The organism is Trinickia caryophylli (genome assembly GCF_034424545.1).
GTDB lineage: Bacteria > Pseudomonadota > Gammaproteobacteria > Burkholderiales > Burkholderiaceae > Trinickia > Trinickia caryophylli.
This window is the reverse complement of the sequence record NZ_CP139970.1, coordinates 1,239,080-1,257,384: the sequence shown is the minus strand read 5'-3', so window position 1 is coordinate 1,257,384 and position 18,305 is coordinate 1,239,080. Positions and strand designations below refer to the sequence as shown.

Here is an 18,305-nt window from a genome sequence, read left to right as displayed (position 1 = left end):
TGTTGGAACTCGCGTCGATGGTGCGGCTGCAAACCTCCCAGCCTATTGCGGCGCTCGTGTTACTCATCCCCGCGGATCAGGGTTGGCGTTTGCCTCGGCCACCTGCGGGTTTGCCAGTCGGCATACGCGAATTCGCAGATGGGTTGCCGGCCGGCTTGCTGCGAGGCTTTTGCACGCTGAACGGATTACCGCTGGACAAGTTTGTACCTTTACCCGCGTTTCGCGGGCTTGCGTTTGCTCTCGCCACTGTGCGCGTGCGGTTTTTTGCCGAGTACCGGCATGCCGCCGGGCGCAGCTTGCGACACCTTGGGCTTCTTGGGCTTTTTGGGTTTTTTGATGATCTGGCCCGTCGTGCTGGTTTGCGGCACGCGGTGTTCGGCTTCGAAACCCGGCTCTTCCTTACGGGGCAGCGTTTGCCGGATCAGCGCTTCGATCGCCGCCAGTTGCGGCGCTTCATCGGCGCACACGAGAGACACTGCCACGCCGCTGGCGCCCGCGCGGCCGGTACGGCCAATACGGTGCACATAGTCCTGCGCCACGATGGGCAGGTCAACGTTGATCACCAGCGGCAGGTCGTCGATATCCAGCCCGCGCGCAGCGACATCGGTGGCTACCAGCATATTGACTTCGCCGCTCTTGAAGCGCTCCAGCGCGCGGAGGCGGGCGGGTTGCGGCTTGTCACCGTGAATGGTGTCGACCGCATAGCCTGCGTCGTCCAGCAAGGCTGCGAGATAATCCACGCCATTGCGGGTTTTGACGAACACCAGCGCGTGCTCCCAGTGGTTCTCGGCGACAAGGTGCATGAAGAGGTCAGGCTTGTTCCTTTTGTCCACCGGTACCACCCACTGCTTGACGTTGCTGGCGGTGGTATTGGGCGGGCTGACGCTGATGTTGACCGGGGCGCGAAGAATGCTCGCCGCCATGGCCCGGATGTCATCGGTAAATGTGGCGGAAAACAGCAGGGTCTGGCGCCGAGCGGGCAAGGCAACGAAGATGGCGTTGAGTTCGCGCGCAAAGCCCAGATCCAGCATGCGGTCGGCTTCGTCCAGCACCAGCGTTTGTATTTGATCGAACTGGACCGCGTTCTGGCGATTGAGATCCAACAAACGGCCCGGCGTGGCAACGAGCACATCGACGCCTTTGCGCAACTTCATCATCTGCGGGTTGATGCTGACGCCGCCGTAGGCGGCCAGCAATCGCAAGTCGAGGCCGTTGCCGTAGTCGATAAAGCTTTGCAGCACTTGTTCAGCCAGTTCACGCGTGGGCACCAGCACCAGAACACGCACGCGGTTGCTGGAGACAGCGGGGCCGTGTTGCACCAGCCGCTGCAGCAGCGGCAGCGCAAAACCCGCCGTTTTGCCAGTGCCGGTCTGTGCCTCCGCCATGACGTCCTTGCCGCTTAGCACAGCGGGAATCGCCTTGGCCTGCACCGGCGTAGGGGTCCGGTAGTTGAGGTCCTGCACATTACGCAGCAGGGGATCGATCAGGCCAAGCGAAGCAAAGGACATTGGCGTATTCCGGCTAAAGGTGCAATTCTAGTCGTTACCGGCTGTGTTGAAAGGCCGATGGTCGAGGCTCGACGCGTTGCTTTTTTGGCGGGTGGTCTGGAAGGGCTGGGGGCATCGGCCGAAGTCGACCCAAGGTCATCGCAAAAGAGTTGGAGTTTTGACATGAAAGTCAGCGAGTTGATGGAATTCGACGCGTCGAAGTATCTGAAGGATGAAAACGACTACCGGCTGTATCTCGCGCAAGCGTTTGAGGGTGGAGATCCGGTCGAGATCCAGGCGGCACTTGGCGACGTAGATAAAGGCTCGTGGTATGACAGCACTCGCACGCGAGTCGGGTATCGCGCGCGAAGCGCTGTATCGCGCGCTCTCCAACAAGGGAAATGCTGAGTTCGCGACGATCATGAAGGTGATCGGGGCGATGGGCCTGCACCTCACACTGGCAAAGCCCGAGGCAGTGCCGAAAGCCGCCACCAAAGCCAAAACAGCGACGAAGGCCCTGGTGGCTAAGAAGGCACGGTCGGTCGCGAAGCGAGCGGGCAGCACGACCTCGAAGAGCCGTACCCGAGCCCACAGCACAGCACACGCCTGACGCCTAATCCAGCCAGCTTTCGAGTCGCCGAACCGGCCTCGCAAGGTGTTTCCACTCGAACGGCGAATGAGTCTTGTCGACCCTCAACTGCCGGTCAGGCTTTCTGTGATTCAATGGCGGCTAACTGAGTGGTCCGGTCATCCAAGCCAATTCTACAAGGGCGCAGCTTGGCCATAGCGGTCGTCCAATTCCGCCCGGTCGATGACCGAAATCTGCGTGGAAGCGATCGTTCGAGTGGGGCTTACCCGACGCCTGTATAATTACGGAGTCACTCAATCAACTGCCAGAAAAATGACCGACAAACAACCTCTGCTGCTTCAGTCTGAGCTCGATGAGCAGCGCCGACAGGTCGATGTCGACAACTACGATCTCACTCTCGGTGAGATCGTGCGCATGGCCGAGGCAAACGAGTTGATTCGGGCGCCCGAGTATCAACGAAAGTTTAGGTGGTCCGAAGAAGACGAGTCCTATTTAATCGAGTCACTCTTCTTGGGACTTCCAGTGCCCAGCATCTACGTCGCTTCGAACCCAGACGGCACATGGGAAGTAGTGGATGGCCTGCAGCGCTTGTCCACCCTTATTCACTTCATGTCGGTTAGCCCGGTGACGTTGAAACAACTCGGAAAAGAAGAGTCGCTCTGCTTGACTGAACTCCGAAAGCTCCCGTCGTTCAACACGTACCGCTACTCGGACTTGCCGACGCCTATCCGATTGCAGTTCGGAAAGCGATCGTTGCGCGTCACGGCCCTGAGCGACAAGAGTGATCCGGAAATCCGGTTTGAGGTGTTCGAGCGTTTGAACAAGGGAGGGGTATCACTTAGCCCTCAGGAGGTCCGTGCGTGTATTTATCGCGGCCCGTTCGCCGAACTGCTGCGAGAGCTTGGAGAACAACCTACCTTTAAGAAGTTGGTAAAACTTCAATCAGTCCATCAGAACGACGGGACGCGGGAGGAGCTTGTACTCAAGTTCTTCGCATACTTGAACTGGGCCGACAAGTACGACGGAAACGTCAAGTCGCTCCTTAACCGATACATGAAGGAATCAGGACCGCAGCTTGATCTTGACCAATGTCGAAAGCTGTTCAATAGCGTCATTGACGGTATTTTCAAGATCACCGGAGGGCCGTTGCTCCGGAAGGGCTATGGAAATACTCCTCTCAACCAATTGGAAGCCGTTTTGGTGGGTGCTGGCCGGATTTTGAAAGCAGGCAAGAAGCTGAAGACACCCCAAGCAGATTGGTTCAACGACGCGGATCTTCTGAAGTCCAGCACAAAAGGAACAAATACCAAGTCGTCCTTCGAAGCTCGCAACGCGCGCGCCGAGAAGCTCCTCGGGGGCTAGACTGAGCTTGCAGGATGCGATTTACTTCGGAACTCATGCTCGCGACTCGTGAACTCGCTCGAGTCCGGGCAGACATAGCCCACGCGGATACCGCAGTGATTTCACCATCTTCGCCAGTTCAAGAGAGAGGTGCCGCCGTACGAGCCTCAGCCTACGTCTGGCTAGCCGCACTCCTTGAGCGAATCATCCGAGACTCGCTGCAAGCGACCTTGCGCGAAATCACGCAACTGGCGGTACCCGTCAGGGATCTCCGGTTCAGTCTATTCTCTCTGCTTTGCGATGCGGAGTTCGCCTCGATTGCGGATCGAAGCAGAAGCAGTTCGTGGGAGCAGAAGATCGCGATGTTCCTTCGTACTGCCGAAGCGAAACCAGCACTCTTGGCAGAGAACATACTGCCTCTTGACGGGAGAACCATCCGGGGCGAGCATCTTGATACGATCTGGTTAGTCCTTGGCCTCAATGCACCAAGCGTTCCCAGCCCTCTACATCGGATTGCCTTGAAAGACTTAGCAGATGGTCGGAACGAAATCGCACACGGGCACATTGATCCCGTGACCTTCGGACGCTCCAAAGCGACGAACGACATGCTTGGTATTGCTAAGCGCGTCGACGAAGTCATATTGCATCTACTGGGTTCGCTCGACGCCTATGTCGACGAGAAGCAGTACACCCGATGAATACCGGCATTGCGCCACGAGGCGTGCTGGTGAGGGTACGCCCCGCAGCGCAATGCCTCCGCGCACAGGTCAATTTCAACGTTAGATCCCCTTCAATAAGCGTTGTTTGACGCCAAGAAGAATTCCGCATCGCCGCGTAACGACTTTCCGTGCTTTGCGCTCCAGCACCGCATAATGCGAGCGTTAATGACCGCTTCTTCTTGGCGCTGCCGGCAGCTCACGGCCGACATGCTTCTTTACTCTGCGGTTTCCCGTGCCGCATCTTGACCGACCGATTTCTGGCTTCCTTCGTCCATCGGCAGCCCTCGCGTCGAACGACCGCTGAGGCCGACAAAGAGCACTTCACTGTTGGGAATCGAATGGCCGGTTCCTGAGTAGAACCGATGTCTGAACGTCTGAGCGACGCCGCATGCGAACGTCGCATCATGGCCGTCCGCAGCCTTTCTTAAGCTCCATATCGCCCGGCCGCTGCTCGCCTTCGTAGAGAAGATCAGATAGCTCCGTCGGGGAAAATCGCTTCATTTTCTTTTCGAGCCGGAGCCGTGCCTCTGATGAACCGCTCATCGATACCGTTTGACCAGTTTGCCGGCAGCGGAGAGCCTTTTCAAGGAAAAATCGGCGTGGTGGGCTCGGCCCCTTCGAGATGCGCCTTCGGAACATGCTGCGCGACCATCTGCTCGATCTCTTGTTCTCGCGATGCAGCGACGTCGGCCATGATCAACAGCTGGCCGTCACGTATGGCGTCACGAAAGCGCTCGAGTCGCGCGTTCGGTTCATCGACGCCGATCATGGCGGCCGTCCAGGCCCCGAAGCCCGCACCCGCCAACGTCAATGCGACAACGGCTCCGCCCGCAATAGCGAGTTCCGCGGGCGGAAATACCAGCGCCACGAGGCCGAGCAGGGCGCCGGTCGCACCGCCGAGCGCCACGCCGCGTTCAAGCGAATGCACGACGTCGCTGCTCTGCAGCAACGATGCCTCAGGCAACTCTTCAAGTGCGACGCTGTGATTCGCGAGTACATGGATGTGTCGCCACGTGATCCGCGTCCGAAGCAAGTCGTCTACGATCGCCCTTGCCGTCGTCGTGTCAGGTGCCAGGAAGTAAAGGCGTCTCATCTCGACCCTCCATTCATCAGGCCGTCCCACAACGGAACGATGCTGTCTATCGTACGCCTGCCGCAGACAATCAGCTCGTGCGGGCCCACACAGGCAGAGGATCCGCCCGGTTTTGCGCGAAACGCGTAACTCGCGTGGCACCTCGATCCTCACTGCGTCGATGATTCAACGGTTTATGATCCGGCCCCCAGGCGCACTTTATTCTCTCGGATCCATTCTTTCTTCTCGGAGATCAGCGTTGCGGCGAGCGAACGAGGTCGGCGGATAGTCTTTGCCAGCCAGACGCATGCCGGCCATCACGATGCCGCCCACGGCCGTGATAGCCAGCAAGACAGTGGCGGTGACCAGTATTCGAAGCGGTTCCATGAGGGGCCCTCCCACAGTGCGGCGCCAGCAACGCTGGCTGCAGACCTGGCCGCGCCGTTTTTCGCGAATGCGTACATACATCGAAGCCGGGAACGCCGCGTCGAGTCGCGGCATCTATCGCCGCAGACCCGTCATCGCCAGCGCGAGGACGGTCGTTCCGACCAGACAGGAGAATGCAAATGACGCTTACGCACAAACTGGGCCTGATAGGGCTGCTGTCCATGTTGCCGCTGGCCGCGCACGCGGACGAAACGCGGCTGACGGATCCACAGATCGCCGCAATCGTGGTGACGGCGAACCAAGTCGACGTCGATGCAGGCAAGCTCGCCGAGAGCAAGGCCGCGACGAAGCAGGTCAGAGCCTTCGCAAAGCTCATGGTGACCGATCACACCAACGTCAACAAGTCCGCGATCGAGCTTGCCAACCGGCTCGATCTCAAGCCCGAAAGCAACGCAACGAGCGAGGCGCTGAAAAAGGGCGGCGACGAGAATCTCGCCGCGCTCGGATCGCTCAAAGGTCGTGCGTTCGACCGCGCCTATGTCGGGCACGAGGTGGCGTACCATCAGCAGGTGCTCGACGCAATGGACAAGGCGCTGATCCCTTCCGCGAGCAACGCGCAGTTGAAGGAGCTGCTCGTCAAGGTGCGCCCGGCGTTCGTTGCCCACCTCGAGCACGCTCGCGAACTGCAGTCGACGCTGGGAGCCGATCATGAGAAGCATGCCGATTGATCGAGCGAGGTCGGCAGCGCTGCGCCGGGCCGCATGCGGCATCGTCGCCGTTGCGGCTATCGGCGCGGCCGATTTCGCCGCGGGGGCGACGCATACCGTCACGATCGAAGGGATGCGCTTCGCGCCGCCGAGTCTGACGGTCGAGCAGGGAGACACGATCGTGTGGGTCAACCATGACCTCGTCGCGCACACGGCTACCGCGGCGCGCACATTCGATTCGCACGAGATCGCCCCGCAAGCGTCGTGGGCCTACGTTGCGCGCCGGCCCGGCCGCTACGCGTATGCCTGTGCGCTGCATCCGACCATGAAAGCGGTGCTTATCGTCAGAGGCAAGCGATGAGCGACGGACCGACCGCGCCGCGCGCGAGTGGCGCATCGTGGGCGAGCATGGACGACAGCGCACTTGCCGCGCTTGCCGCAGCCGGAGACCATGCGGCGTTCGAACAGGTGATGCGCCGCCACAACCGGCGGCTCTACCGCCTCGCGCGCGCCACGCTGCGCGACGACGCCGAAGCCGAAGATGCGCTGCAAGACGCCTATGTCGCGGCGTTTCGCGCCATCGCCCGCTTTCGCGGAGATGCCTCCCTCGCCACCTGGCTTTCGCGTCTCGTACTGAACGAATGCTTCGCGCGCCAGCGCCGCGGCGCGCGGCGCGACAATATCGCGCCGATGGTCCACACATCGGCCGTCGCCGACTTCGAGCGCCACACCATGGACCCCGATCAAACCTCGTCGCCCGATCATGCGCTGATGCGCACAGAGCTTCGCGCGTTGCTCGAGCGTCAGCTCGATGCGCTGCCCGAGGCGTTTCGCGTGGTGTTCGTCTTGCGGTGCGTGGAGGAACTGAGCGTCGAAGAAACGGCGCAGTGCCTCGGCATACCGGAGGCCACCGTCCGTTCGCGCCACTTCCGGGCGAGGAGTCTGCTGCGCGAATCGCTCGCGCAGCAAATCGATCTGGCCGAACGCGACGTGTTTTCGTTCGACGGTGCACGATGCGATCGCATCGTCGATGGTGTGCTCGCCAAGCTGAGCGCGGGTTCCGGCTCCGTCTGAGCACGCGGGCTGCGGCGTACGCACACCGGCTGCATGCCCGCAGCGCCCGCAGCCCGTGCTGTATGGTGCAGGCACCGGCCGTCGTTGCCCCGGCGGCGGCCCCTTACTTCGATTCGCCCGTTGTTCCGGTTTCGCCTTCGGGTCCGTCCTTGCCCACGGCTCGGCGAACCGCGTGTTTCGTCGCGTAGTAGCCCGTGCGTGCTCCGCTAGCCACAGCGTGGCCTGCGGCCTTCGCCGTGCTGGCCACGCCATGTGCCGCCTCGCGCGCATCTTCGCCGATTTTCTTGCCAGCGGCCTTGATGTTCTCCTTCGCTTCGTGCGCCGTCTCCTTCACGTCGGCATGAGCCGTGGCGCTCAGGGCCGCGGGAATCAACGCGGCGAGCAGCAATTGACGGACTTTTTTCATGGGTGCTCTCCTGTTATGCATTGTGAAATCCGACCGCTGTTGTCGAAGCGTCGAGGATCACGGCGGCACGCCCCTCGACCAAGGTTTGCTCACCGTCTCGCACGGTAAAGCGATAGAGAACGTTGTTCGCGTCGCCGCCGATGCGCACGGCGGTGACGTCGAGCGGCGCTTCGATCAGATCGAGCCGTGCCACGTGTGTCTCGACGTTACGCAGGCTCGCGAGAAAGCCCACGCGCGGCTGGCCCGATGCGGCGCCCAGCACCGCGCCGTGTACCGCCATTGCCTGGGCCGCGTACTCCACGCCGCACACGGCGCCGAGTCGGCCGTTCATGCGCAGCGGATTGTGCGGATCGCGATGGCTCGTCGCCATGCAACGGATCGTCTCGGCATCCCATTGCACGACTTCATCGAGCAGGCACATTGCGCCGCTGTGCGGGATGTGCGCGGCAATCCACGCGTGATCGAGCGGCGGCGCGAGCGGTTGTTTCGTATTCATTGCGGTGTCGGTGTTGTGAGTGCGCGCGCGGGCACCACCTCGACGCGCACGCGCAGGTCGTCGAGATAGTCGAGCACGATCGTGGCGGTGCGTCCCGACGCGAGTGCTTCGAGCAGCGGTAACGCACGGGCCGCCGGATTGTCGAGGCGCAGCGCCTCGAGTGCGGGCGAGCTCAACGTCGTGGCCGGCGCATCGGTCAGCCGCACGTCGATGCGTGCGAGCGTTTGCGCACTCGTGCGCGGCGCAAGTACGAGGGCGACGCCGAATGCATCGCGTGTGGGGCGTACGTCGCGCAGCGGATGCGGGTACTCCGTGTCGGACGCGATCAGGAGCGAGTCCTGCTCGTCGACAGCGACTTGGCACAAGGTCTCGAGCAAGCCGGCGGCGAACGTGCCGTCATGCGCGCAGAGCACGTTCGATGCAGTCATCGCCCGCGCGGCGATGCTCCAGTATCCGGCCGGTGCGTTGTGCACCGAGTTGTGAAAGCGCGTGGGCGAAATATAGCGATCGTCTCCGGCCAGCATTTCGCAGATCGCGTGACAGTTCTCGCCATCGCCGCCCGATGCGGCGAATACGGTGCCGAGCATGGCCGCATCGCGTTCGGCCGCTCGCGCGGCCTCGGTGCCCACGGCGAGTGCGAGTTTGACCGACGGGCTCGTGCGGCGGCGCTCGGCGGCCGGCAGTGCCGCCGCGGGCGGAATGGCCGCGGGCGCGTGCGCATAGGCGATGGCACCAGTCAGGGCCTGCGCGGCTTGCGGCCAGTTCGCGAGGCCCGGGCCGACGAGTCCCACGCCGTCGATATAGGCGCTCATCGTGTTCATCGTCCGGTACTCCCTTCGTGCGTGATATCGGAGCGGCCCAGAATCAGGCTGCAGTTCGTGCCCCCGAAACCGAAGGAATTGCTGAGCACGGCCCGCAGCGGGGCGCTGCGGCTTTCGAGCACGTAATGGAGATTCAAGGCCGGATCGGGCTCGGTCGTGCCGATGCCGGCCGGCACGAACTGGTGACGCAGCGCGAGAGCCGATATGACTGCCTCGAGCGCACCGGCGGCGCCGAGCGTGTGGCCCGTCGCGCCCTTGGTCGAACTCGACGGCGTGCCGTCGAACAACGCGTTGACGGCCAGGCTCTCCGCCGTGTCGTTGCCCGGCGTGGCCGTGCCGTGCAGGTTGATGTAGTCGATGTCGGCCGCGGCCAGCCCGGCCGTGGCGAGCGCACCTTCGATCGCACGGCGTGCGCCGAGGCCCTCGGGGTGCGGGCTCGACATGTGGTGGGCATCGCTCGATTCGCCGATGCCGAGCAGCAGAATCGCGTGGTCGCCGCCGCTTGCCTGCCGCGGACGTTCGAGCAGCGCGAATGCGGCGGCTTCGCCGATCGAGATCCCCTTGCGCGCCACGTCGAATGGCCGGCAACGCTCGCGCGAGAGCAGTTCGAGCGAATTGAATCCGTACAACGTCGTGAGACAAAGGGAGTCGACGCCGCCGACCACGGCCGCATCGATGAGCCCCGCTTCGATCATGCGCCGCGCGGAGCCGAATACCTTGGCCCCCGAGGAACAGGCCGACGAAATCGACGCGGCCGGGCCGCCGAGTGCGAAGTACGCGCGCACGAATGCGGCGAGCGCGTAGCAGTTGTGGGTTTGCGCGTAGTGGAAATCGACTGGCAATGCGCCGCTTTGCGGGTCGCGCCGCCGATAGGCCTGCTCCGTTTCGAGAATGCCCGACGTGCTCGTGCCGAGGAACACGCCGATGCGCGTGGCGCCGTAGCGCGTGGCCGCCGCCGCGACCGCGTCGGCAAAGCCGTCTTGCCTGAGGGCCAGCTGTGCGAGCCGGTGGTTGCGGCAGTCGAACGCGCGCAGGTCGGCACGCACGGGTTCGTCGTCGACGCCATCGACGGCGCCAACCCACGTCTGGAGTTCCGCGCGCTCGAATGTACACGGCGCGAGCCCGCCGCGCTGCTCGCGCAAGGCTTGCAGCGTCGGGCCGAGCCCGCGTCCGATACAGCTCGTCGCGGTGAAATGAGTGAGTTGCAGTGGGTTCACAGCGGTGGGTCCTCGCCATTGGCTTCTAGGGAGCTGGCGGCGGCCGTCTTTGCGGCCGTTGGGAAAACGTCGGTAGCCGGGAGCACCGCGCGTAGCGTCACGCACGGCAGCCCCGAATCGCGTGCCGCGCGCAGGACGGTGTCGAGCGCGTCGAGGACGATCGGCCAGCCTTGCGCGTCGCGCGGCGCATGGCCATCGTGCAGCAGCAGGATGTCGCGCGCCGCGAGCCCGCGCAACAACCGCTCGGAGACGAGCGCCGCATCGCGCGTGCGCGTGTCGAAGCCGCGCCGCGTCCAACTCGCGAGCTGCAGGCCGAGCGTACACAGCACGGGCTCCAGAAACGGATTGCGCAATCCGGCGGGGGCACGGAAGAAGAGCGGCGCCGTACCGCTCAGTTCTGTCAGCGTACGCTGCGCGGCCTCGATCTCGCGCCGCATTGCGCGCGGCCCCATCAGCGAAAAGTGGTGGCGGTGATGCTGGCTGTGGTTCTCCACGGCGTGCCCACGCGCCACGATGGCCTCGACGAGATGCGGATGGCGGCATGCGCGCGAGCCGATGCAGAAAAACGTTGCCCGTGCGCCGTAGCGATCGAGCAGGTCGAGGACGCGAGGCGTGACGTCGGGATCGGGGCCGTCGTCGATCGTGATGGCGATGCCGTTGATGTTGCCGTTGCCGTTGCCGTTGCCGTTGCCGGTGTAGTCCGGCAACCGCGTCCAGTTCGGGCCGAGCAGGCTGCTGCGCGGCCATAGCCCTGCCGCGGTCACCACGGCGTGCGAGGCGGCGACGGCGCCGAGGGCCAAAGGCCAACTGCCCGGTTGTAGGGCTGCGAGCGCGGCGGCGCCCGCATGCAAGGCGAGGGTGCCCGTGACGACGGGCGCCGGGCGCCAGCGGCGCGGCGCGCCGATAGGCGAGCCCGGCAATGGCGAGGCGGGCGGCAGCGCGGTTCGGCTCATGCCGTATTCCTCCCGCGTTCGCCCGCCGCCATCGCTGCCGCGGCTTCGCTTTGCGGTGCGCGTGGCGCGAGGATCGCCGAGAACAGCAGGGCGAGGATGGCGCCGGGGCCGACCGTCAGCCCGAACGACTCGAGCATCGGCACATGCGATAGCGCGAGCAGGCCGAAGCCGGCGACAGTGGCCAGATTCGCGACCAGCAGCGACACGAGGGTCTGCGGGGCGATGGCATGCCGCGATTCGTGCGGATGAGGCTGATCGGGTGCATGCGGACGAGCCGTGCCGGGCGCCGCTTCACCGCGACTGAAAAAGAGCGCGTAGTTCGAGCCCACGGCCACGATGAGCAGCAATCCGATCAGATGCAGGATCGTCAGCGGCTCGTGCGCGAGCGCGAAGCCCGCCGTTACGACCAGCACGGCCGCGAGCAGCGGCGCGAGCGTGGCGACCACGCGCGCCGGGTTGCGCAATGCAGCCAGGAGCAGTACGGCGATGGCGGCCAGCCCCGCGAGCGACAGGCGAATATCCTCGCGTACATAATCTACGTAGAGTTTGTCGGCTTCCCGTTTCAGATCGACGAAGACCGCGCCGGGTACGTCTGCATCAGCGACGGCGGCTTCGATTCGCCGTGCATCGAGGCTTGCCTCGCCCGTCTCTTGCCCGGCCTTCGCCCGCCCGCCCGGGGTTTGAGACGCAGCCGGCGTGGCGGGCGCGCGCAACGATAGCAGCGCTTGCCAGCGGCCGGCGCGTTCGGTCAGCAGCGCATCGACGGCGAGCCCCATCGACGTGCCATGGAGGTCGGCTCGCCGCAGCAGCGGTGCGTTGCGTGCCTGCTCGACGTCGGCGATGAACGGCGCGAAGACCTCCGGTTTTACCTCGATGGCCTGATTGGCTGCGGCCGAGCGCATTTTTGCTTCGAGCACGTTGGCCGGCGGCAGGCTCGCGCGTCGCGCGCGCTGCGTTGCATCGCTCGGCAAGTAGCGCGAAGGCGTCTCGAAGCCCGCAAGCGCACCCGAATCGACGAGCGGTTGCAGTCGTGCGGCGATCTTCTCCGCGCCTTCGAGCACCGCTTGCTCGGTCGCGCCCGATACGACGACGAGATAGCGTACGTCGGGCGCACCGACGTCGGCGCGCAGCGCCGCATCGAGCGTCTGGCTCGCGGCCGGCACGGGGCTCAGCGCCGACAGCTCATGGCTCCATAGTTGAGCGCGATGAAGCGCGAGCGTGGCCACGGCGCCGAGCATCAGCGCGGCGAAGGGCCAGCGCAGGCGCGGTGCGAGGCGGGCCGCATGCGCGAGCGCGGCGCCAAGCCGCGAAAGATCGCGAACGGCGACGGTGCGGCCGTGCAGATGGGGCAGTACGTAGCGCGTGACGGCCGCCGCGGTGACGAGCCCCGCGATGGAGTAGGCGCCGAGCTGCACGAGCCCGGGGAAGCCAGAAAACAACATCGAGGCAAAGCCGCAGACCGAGGTCAGCATGCCGAGCCTGATCGTCGGCCAATATTTCGCGATCCATGCGCGGACCGATTCGTTCTCTTGACCCGACGCCCCGGGGCGTGCCGACTGAACGAACAGATAGATCGAATAATCGACGGCCTCGCCAATGAGCGTGGTGCCGAAGCCGAGCGTCAGGCCGTGGACCGCGCCGAAGGCGAGGCTCACCGCGGCCAGACCGGCGACGACACCCGACACGACGGGAACGAGCCCGAGCGCGAGCGTGCGCGGCGAGCGGTAGACGACGAGCAGCAAGGCGACGACGAGCGCGAGACTGATCGCCGACAATCGTTCGACGTCGTGCTTGATCGCGTCGCGCGTTGCGACCGAAAAAACGCCGGGCCCCGTGAGCAGCAGCCGATACGATGCGGCCCGCGGCTTGCCTTGCACGGCGGCATCGAATGCGGCGCGCAAGGCGGCGATCGCGCTTTCCTGGGCATCCGTATCGGAGCCGGCCGCGGCAGTTTGAGCGACGAGGACTGCGCGTGTGCCGTCGCGCGACGCCCACACTCCGTTGCGCGATGCGGGCTGCGCCCGAGCGTCGAGCTGGCCGACGATCGTCGCCACTTCGCCGGTCGGATCGCGTGGCAGCAGTACCTTCGCCATCAGCCCCGCCGACGAGCTCAGCAGATCGAGACTCTCGCCGAGCGCGCGATGAAGCCCTTCTGCCGAAAAGCGCTGCGGCGTGACGGCCGGGCTGAGCGCATATCGGTGCTCAAAGACGAATCGTTCGTCGCGTGCCTGCGTGACCGGCTCGCCGTTATTCACGGAACTGAAGCGCGGATCGCGGCGCAGCGCGGCCGCCATGCCGCGCGAGATGTCGGCGCGCGCGGCTGCGTCGCCGCCTTCTATCGCCGCGAGAATGAGCCGGGAAACGACGCCCTCGCGCAGTTGATCGACGAGCAGCCGCTGCTGAGCGCTCGGTGCACGCGGCAGGAACGCGGACAGATCGGCCGTGAAGTGCGCACGCTGAATCGCGATCGCGCAGCCGAGCAGAAACAGCAGCCACAGTTGCACCGGGCGCCGTGCGAGCAGCGCGCGAAGAGAAGCAATGGACCGGTTCGGCATCTCGCTGCGCATGGTGTCTCTTTGCTTCACCGTTTCGCGGCGTCGCGCAACTGCATGACCGAACGGTCGCCATCGGCCTGCTCGATGACGACGGTGCGCAGCACGTCGCGCGTGCCATCGAGCGAGATCGTGCGCACGGCTTTCAGCATGCGTGCGTCGAGCGGCATGAGGGTCAGTGTCCAGTCGTCGCCATGCCCGCCGACGGCGACCTTGTAAAGCTGCTCGAGTGCGTAGCGATTGCCGGCCAGCGTGGCGCGAATGCTTTCGATAAACGCCTCGAGTTCCGGGTAGTGCGCGAGGGAGACCGTGTAGCTGCGCTGGTTGCGCTCCACCGTCAGCTTGTCGCCGTCTACCACGAGCCGTTCGGGTTTGGGACTGATGGTTCGCTTTTCCAGGTGATCGGGCGCGGCGAACGCGAGTTCGCCCGACGATTCGATCGGCTTGGCCGCAATCGCGAGGTATTTCGTTTCGACGAAGCTGGCATGGCCGGACTTGTTTTGCGCGAGCGTGGACATCAGCCGGTCGAGCGTCCAGCCCGGCTCGCCCGCCGTGGCCGTGGCTGCGGTTGCGGCCGAAAGCGGCGTACCGAAAGAAACGGCGGCCAGCACGGCGACGGCCCACGCCCGACGGCGGGCAAGCTTGCTGACGATGGAAAGCGGCGGTAGCGTCATGCGTCGGAGGTCCTTGCCGGGGCAGGGCGGGATGACTGTGCCGGATGGGCGGGAGCGCCCTTGGCGGCCCCGTCGCCGTCATGCCAGAAATCGAAAAAGTTGAACCAGTTGTACGGCGCGTTGCGGCAGTGCTTCTCGAGCAGCGCCGCATAGCGTTGCACGGCAGCGTGCATCGCGGCGGCGCGCTCGTCGCGCGCCGTCTCCGAGAAATCGGCGAGCGCTTCGAAATGGAGGTCGTAACGGTTGCCGCCGCGATAGATGCCCGCCATGAAGATGACGGGGCGCCGCAGCATGGCCGCCACTCTCATCGGGCCCAGCGGAAACCGGGCGGGCGCGCCGAGGAATTCGAGCGGTATTTCAGCGTCGCCGCCGTCCTCGCGCAGCGCGCGATCCGCCAGCATGCCGATCATCGCGCCGCTGTCGAGGTACTCGCGCGCCTCGAGCATGGCCTCGGGCCGCCCGAGCCCGATGACGTCGTGCTTGACGGCCGGGTTGACGGTGGCGAGCGCCGCATTGACGTTGCGCGCGTTCTCTTCGTACATCATGATCGCCACGCGCAGGTTCGGCCGCGTCCTGCCGATGGCGCGCAGCACTTCGAAGCCGCCGAAATGCGCGCCGAGCAGCAGCGCACCGCGGCCGCCCGCCAGCGCCGTATCGACGAGTGCGCCGCCTTCGACGCGCAAGTCGAATAGATCGAACCGCTCGTTGAGCAGATAGACGCGGTCGTGAATCGTCGTGGCAAAGACGAGCATGTGCCGGTAGGCGTCGAGCCAGCGCGCGGGCCGTCCGAACACGCGGCTCAGGTAGGCGCGCGAGGCACGGCGCGCGGCCGGGGCCAGCAGCAGAAAGTAGAGAACGATGCCGCGCAGCAGGAGGCGCCCGAGCGGCCGCCCGAGGCGCAGCGAGATCCACGTCATGATCCGCAGCACGGCCAGATTGCCGCGCTCCTGGCGCTGCGCCCAGATCGATCGGCCGGGCTGCGTGCGCGTGCTCATGCCTGCTGCCGCTCGCTCAGCACGCCGGTGGCCGCCGTGCGGCCGCCCGCGCTGATCGTGAAGCGGATGGCGCCCCGGCCGTCGCGCGCAAAGGAGAGGGCGAGCGCCTCGCCGGGCGACGTCGGTGCCGTGAACTTTGCGGAGGTGATGTGCAAGGCATCGAGCGGCCGTGCGAGGGCGGCGCCGATCCGCTCGATGGCATAGTCGAGCAGCACCACGCCGGGCACGATGGGCCGCCCCGGGAAGTGTCCGGGCAGGGCCGGATGATCGCCGGGAATCTCGAACACGATCGGCGCGTGCGTGCCGCCAGCGCCGGTTGTCGCGTCGGTTCGCGCTTCGCCCACGGCAGCCCGCCCGGACGGGCGCGCGAGCAGCGTCGCAACGAGTGGCGCGAGCGTATCGTGCGGCAGCTTGCCCGTGCCGTTGCGCGGCAAAGCATCGACGAACAGGAGCGGGCGCGGCATGAAGGCGGCATCGATGCGATCGCGCAAGGCACGCTGTACGTCGGCGGCGCAAAGCGTCGGCGCCACCACCAGCGCGACGAGCCGCGTGACGGGCAGCATGACGGGCAGCTTCCCCTGCACGTCATGCGCGCGCCCCGAGGCCTCGGTGACGTCGGGCATGAAGAACGCACCGTCGTCCACGCCCGGAATCGCCGTCAACTGATGATTGAGATAGGCGAGCGACGTACGCTTGCCGGCGATGTTCACGAGATCGGCCTTGCGTCCATGCAACAGGAAGTGGGAATCGTCGAGCAGCTCCAATGCATCGCCCATGCGCACCGGCGTTTCCACGTGACCGCCGGCCGCCCAGACGTCGGGGCCGTCGCCATCGTCGTCACGGTCGCCATCCAAGGCCGCGCGTGCCGTCAGCGTGACTTCGGGGAAGAGCTGCCATGCGGCGCCGCGTGCCGTGCGGCGCGTGGCGATCTGACCTGTTTCGGTGCTGCCGTAGATCTCCATGAGCGGCGCATGAAGGCGCGCTTCAGCCTGCGCGGCGAGCTTCTCGGAAAGCGGCGCCGTGGCGGACAGGATCAGCGCCGCGCGCGGCAATGCCGGCTCGGACGCAAGCAACGCGCGCAGGTGAATCGGCGAGGTGACGAGAATGCGCGGTGCCGGCACGGCTTCGAGCTCGGCGCGGATGTCGCCTGGATAGAACGGTTGCCCGTTGCTGAATGCGAGGCTGCCAATCAACGCGAGCAACACGGTCGATTCGAAACCGTACATGTGCTGCGGGGGCACCGTGCCGACGATCGTACTGTCGACGGCCCCGGACAAGCCCAGTCGCACGGCAGCCGCGCGCACGTTCTTGACGAGGAATCCCCATGTTTTACGGTGCGGTACCGGAGTGCCCGTCGAGCCTGATGTAAATACATACGCCATGACGCGGGCACCGTCGATTTCAGGCGCCGGCGCATCGTCGAGCGCCATGCCCGGCATCGGCTCGGGGTAGCGAAAACGCGGCAGGTCGATCGAGCAATCGTCGGCGTCGTGCAGGCAGAACGCGTCCGGCGCAAACGACTGTAACTGACGCACCGTCTGGGGCGTGTAGGTGGACGGCAACAGGCTGACCTTGCCTGCGACGAGCGTGGCGCACAGGCCCACCGTGAACCGGTAGCGGTCCTTGCAGACGTTGAAGACGTGATCGCCGCACGGCAAGGCCGCCGCCAGCGCGCTGACCTCGGCGAGGAAGGCGCGCACCGTCACGGGCGCGCCATCGCGCCAGGCGATCGTCCGATCGGGCGAAGAGTGAGAGACCAGCGGAAAACTCGGCATAGCGCAGGCGACGGATAGGCGAAGCGATTGCGGATAATTTTAGCGGCGCTGACCGTGCGCGACGGCAGTCATCGAAGCCCGGCAGGCCCCGGGCCCACGGAGCGCCGGTAGGCCCGGATGCTTTCGAGCATGCCCGAGGCTCGCACGCCGGGCAGGGCGATGCGCCGGCACGCATGCTCGACCGCGAACATCAGCCCCGCGAGCGGTAATGTCAGATAGTTGGCGAACGTCGACCACGCTTCGAGCGAAGCCTTGGCGAAAAGCGCGGTGGACACCGCTACGATCGCCGCGAAAAAAAGCGTCCAGGCCACCGTGATGCGCCGCGTATAGGCGGCGATCTCCGGCGCGAGCGGACGGCCGCGCACCATGGCGGCGAATTGGGTGCAAAGCGGCTCGCGGCCCGCGGCGAGCGAGCGGCCGAACAGGTAGCCGAGCGCGCCGTTGAAAAGAACGTGCTCGAGATAGAGGCCCCACCCGTAGTGGCGGGCGAGCGCGCCGCGCGACATCCATACCGCCGCGGCAGCGAGGACGAAGAGCGGCAGGAGCAGGGCACGGCGCGGCGATCGCGCCGCCATGCCGAGCGCCAGCATGCCCGCCGGCGCCAGGACGAGCCCGAGCCCCAGACGCTCGAGGCCCGGTGTGCTGACCGCGTGGTGGGCGCCGGCCTCGTAGGCGACGATGAGGGCCGCACCGGCCACGCCGCGCACGATCGCATGGGAGCCTGAGCGATTCATTCGTTGCCTCCTCGCGGCAACGTGTACTCGTACCCTGTCTCGTAGGCTATGACAGCCGGCTTGTAGCGGGGGAAAGAAATAGAAAGCAATACCATCGCGAATGTGGCTCGTCGGCAATGCCATCGGCCGCCCTTATTACTGCGTTCGATGGATCATACGGAGTTCGTTCCGTGCCGGTGTTGTGATTTGTAACCTTTTTGTACAGCCGCCGATATCGGCGCCGCGCGGGATTGTAGCGGCGCTGCCTGCGCAGGCCAAGCATGGCGCCTGTCCCCGGCTTGCCGCGGGAGCCCGCCGGGGCCGCCC

17 protein-coding genes and 2 pseudogenes are annotated in these 18,305 nt (G+C 65.3%); 6 read left to right on the top strand and 13 right to left on the bottom strand.

Annotated features, from left to right (window positions below):
- Positions 1 to 76: 76 nt before the first annotated feature.
- Positions 77 to 1,508 (bottom strand): annotated as a pseudogene (locus U0034_RS05725) (DEAD/DEAH box helicase).
- Positions 1,509 to 1,670: 162 nt separating this feature from the next.
- On the opposite strand from U0034_RS05725, the pseudogene U0034_RS05720 reads away from it, so the two are divergent.
- The 3 genes and pseudogenes from U0034_RS05720 to U0034_RS05710 all read left to right on the top strand — a co-directional run.
- Positions 1,671 to 2,001 (top strand): annotated as a pseudogene (locus U0034_RS05720) (addiction module antidote protein); the annotation flags it as partial.
- Between the two features lie 312 nt (positions 2,002 to 2,313).
- Entirely contained in the window at positions 2,314 to 3,438 is a 1,125-nt protein-coding gene (locus tag U0034_RS05715; protein ID WP_199187059.1) for a DUF262 domain-containing protein, read from the top strand.
- 14 nt (positions 3,439 to 3,452) lie between these two features.
- Complete coding sequence (locus U0034_RS05710) at positions 3,453 to 4,115, top strand: MAE_28990/MAE_18760 family HEPN-like nuclease (protein ID WP_327197046.1); 663 nt, start codon at positions 3,453 to 3,455, stop codon at positions 4,113 to 4,115.
- A 604-nt stretch (positions 4,116 to 4,719) separates the two neighbouring features.
- On the opposite strand, the gene U0034_RS05705 is transcribed toward U0034_RS05710, so the two are convergent.
- Both U0034_RS05705 and U0034_RS05700 read right to left on the bottom strand, forming a co-directional pair.
- Entirely contained in the window at positions 4,720 to 5,229 is a 510-nt protein-coding gene (locus U0034_RS05705; protein WP_085223537.1) for a DUF1269 domain-containing protein, read from the bottom strand.
- Between the two features lie 198 nt (positions 5,230 to 5,427).
- Positions 5,428 to 5,595, bottom strand: a complete 168-nt coding sequence (locus U0034_RS05700; RefSeq protein ID WP_158243522.1) for a hypothetical protein — start codon at positions 5,593 to 5,595, stop codon at positions 5,428 to 5,430.
- A 179-nt stretch (positions 5,596 to 5,774) separates the two neighbouring features.
- On the opposite strand from U0034_RS05700, the gene U0034_RS05695 reads away from it, so the two are divergent.
- The 3 genes from U0034_RS05695 to U0034_RS05685 are packed head-to-tail and all read left to right on the top strand — an operon-like array spanning position 5,775 to position 7,376.
- The gene (locus U0034_RS05695; protein WP_085224396.1) at positions 5,775 to 6,323 is read left to right on the top strand and encodes a DUF4142 domain-containing protein; all 549 of its coding nucleotides are present in this window, start codon (positions 5,775 to 5,777) and stop codon (positions 6,321 to 6,323) included.
- Positions 6,313 to 6,663, top strand: coding sequence for a cupredoxin domain-containing protein (locus tag U0034_RS05690; RefSeq protein WP_102622956.1), 351 nt, complete (start codon positions 6,313 to 6,315; stop codon positions 6,661 to 6,663). Before U0034_RS05695 ends, U0034_RS05690 begins: the two co-directional genes overlap by 11 nt.
- Positions 6,660 to 7,376 (top strand): RNA polymerase sigma factor, encoded by a 717-nt coding sequence (locus U0034_RS05685; protein WP_085223544.1) that lies wholly within the window; start codon positions 6,660 to 6,662, stop codon positions 7,374 to 7,376. The genes U0034_RS05690 and U0034_RS05685 overlap by 4 nt, the downstream gene beginning before the upstream one ends.
- A 103-nt stretch (positions 7,377 to 7,479) precedes the next feature.
- Here U0034_RS05685 and U0034_RS05680 read toward each other — a convergent pair whose 3' ends face one another.
- The 10 genes from U0034_RS05680 to U0034_RS05635 form a co-directional block, all read right to left on the bottom strand.
- Positions 7,480 to 7,782: a hypothetical protein gene (locus U0034_RS05680; protein ID WP_176072572.1), complete on the bottom strand. Its 303-nt coding sequence runs from the start codon at positions 7,780 to 7,782 to the stop codon at positions 7,480 to 7,482.
- A 13-nt stretch (positions 7,783 to 7,795) separates the two neighbouring features.
- A complete protein-coding gene (locus U0034_RS05675) occupies positions 7,796 to 8,278 on the bottom strand; it encodes a hotdog family protein (RefSeq protein ID WP_085223546.1) in 483 nt (160 codons plus the stop codon).
- The gene (locus tag U0034_RS05670) at positions 8,275 to 9,099 is read right to left on the bottom strand and encodes a beta-ketoacyl synthase chain length factor (protein ID WP_085223548.1); all 825 of its coding nucleotides are present in this window, start codon (positions 9,097 to 9,099) and stop codon (positions 8,275 to 8,277) included. Before U0034_RS05670 ends, U0034_RS05675 begins: the two co-directional genes overlap by 4 nt.
- The gene (locus U0034_RS05665; protein WP_085223550.1) at positions 9,096 to 10,316 is read right to left on the bottom strand and encodes a beta-ketoacyl-[acyl-carrier-protein] synthase family protein; all 1,221 of its coding nucleotides are present in this window, start codon (positions 10,314 to 10,316) and stop codon (positions 9,096 to 9,098) included. The genes U0034_RS05670 and U0034_RS05665 overlap by 4 nt, the downstream gene beginning before the upstream one ends.
- Entirely contained in the window at positions 10,313 to 11,269 is a 957-nt protein-coding gene (locus U0034_RS05660; RefSeq protein WP_114717883.1) for a polysaccharide deacetylase family protein, read from the bottom strand. The genes U0034_RS05665 and U0034_RS05660 overlap by 4 nt, the downstream gene beginning before the upstream one ends.
- Positions 11,266 to 13,836: an MMPL family transporter gene (locus U0034_RS05655; RefSeq protein ID WP_085223552.1), complete on the bottom strand. Its 2,571-nt coding sequence runs from the start codon at positions 13,834 to 13,836 to the stop codon at positions 11,266 to 11,268. The genes U0034_RS05660 and U0034_RS05655 overlap by 4 nt, the downstream gene beginning before the upstream one ends.
- Positions 13,837 to 13,850: 14 nt before the next feature.
- Entirely contained in the window at positions 13,851 to 14,495 is a 645-nt protein-coding gene (locus tag U0034_RS05650) for an outer membrane lipoprotein carrier protein LolA (RefSeq protein WP_085223554.1), read from the bottom strand.
- Complete coding sequence (locus tag U0034_RS05645) at positions 14,492 to 15,490, bottom strand: LpxL/LpxP family acyltransferase (RefSeq protein ID WP_085223556.1); 999 nt, start codon at positions 15,488 to 15,490, stop codon at positions 14,492 to 14,494. The genes U0034_RS05650 and U0034_RS05645 overlap by 4 nt, the downstream gene beginning before the upstream one ends.
- A complete protein-coding gene (locus U0034_RS05640; RefSeq protein ID WP_085223558.1) occupies positions 15,487 to 17,265 on the bottom strand; it encodes an AMP-binding protein in 1,779 nt (592 codons plus the stop codon). The genes U0034_RS05645 and U0034_RS05640 overlap by 4 nt, the downstream gene beginning before the upstream one ends.
- A gap of 68 nt (positions 17,266 to 17,333) precedes the next feature.
- Entirely contained in the window at positions 17,334 to 17,999 is a 666-nt protein-coding gene (locus tag U0034_RS05635; protein WP_085223561.1) for a COG4648 family protein, read from the bottom strand.
- Positions 18,000 to 18,305: the final 306 nt, after the last annotated feature.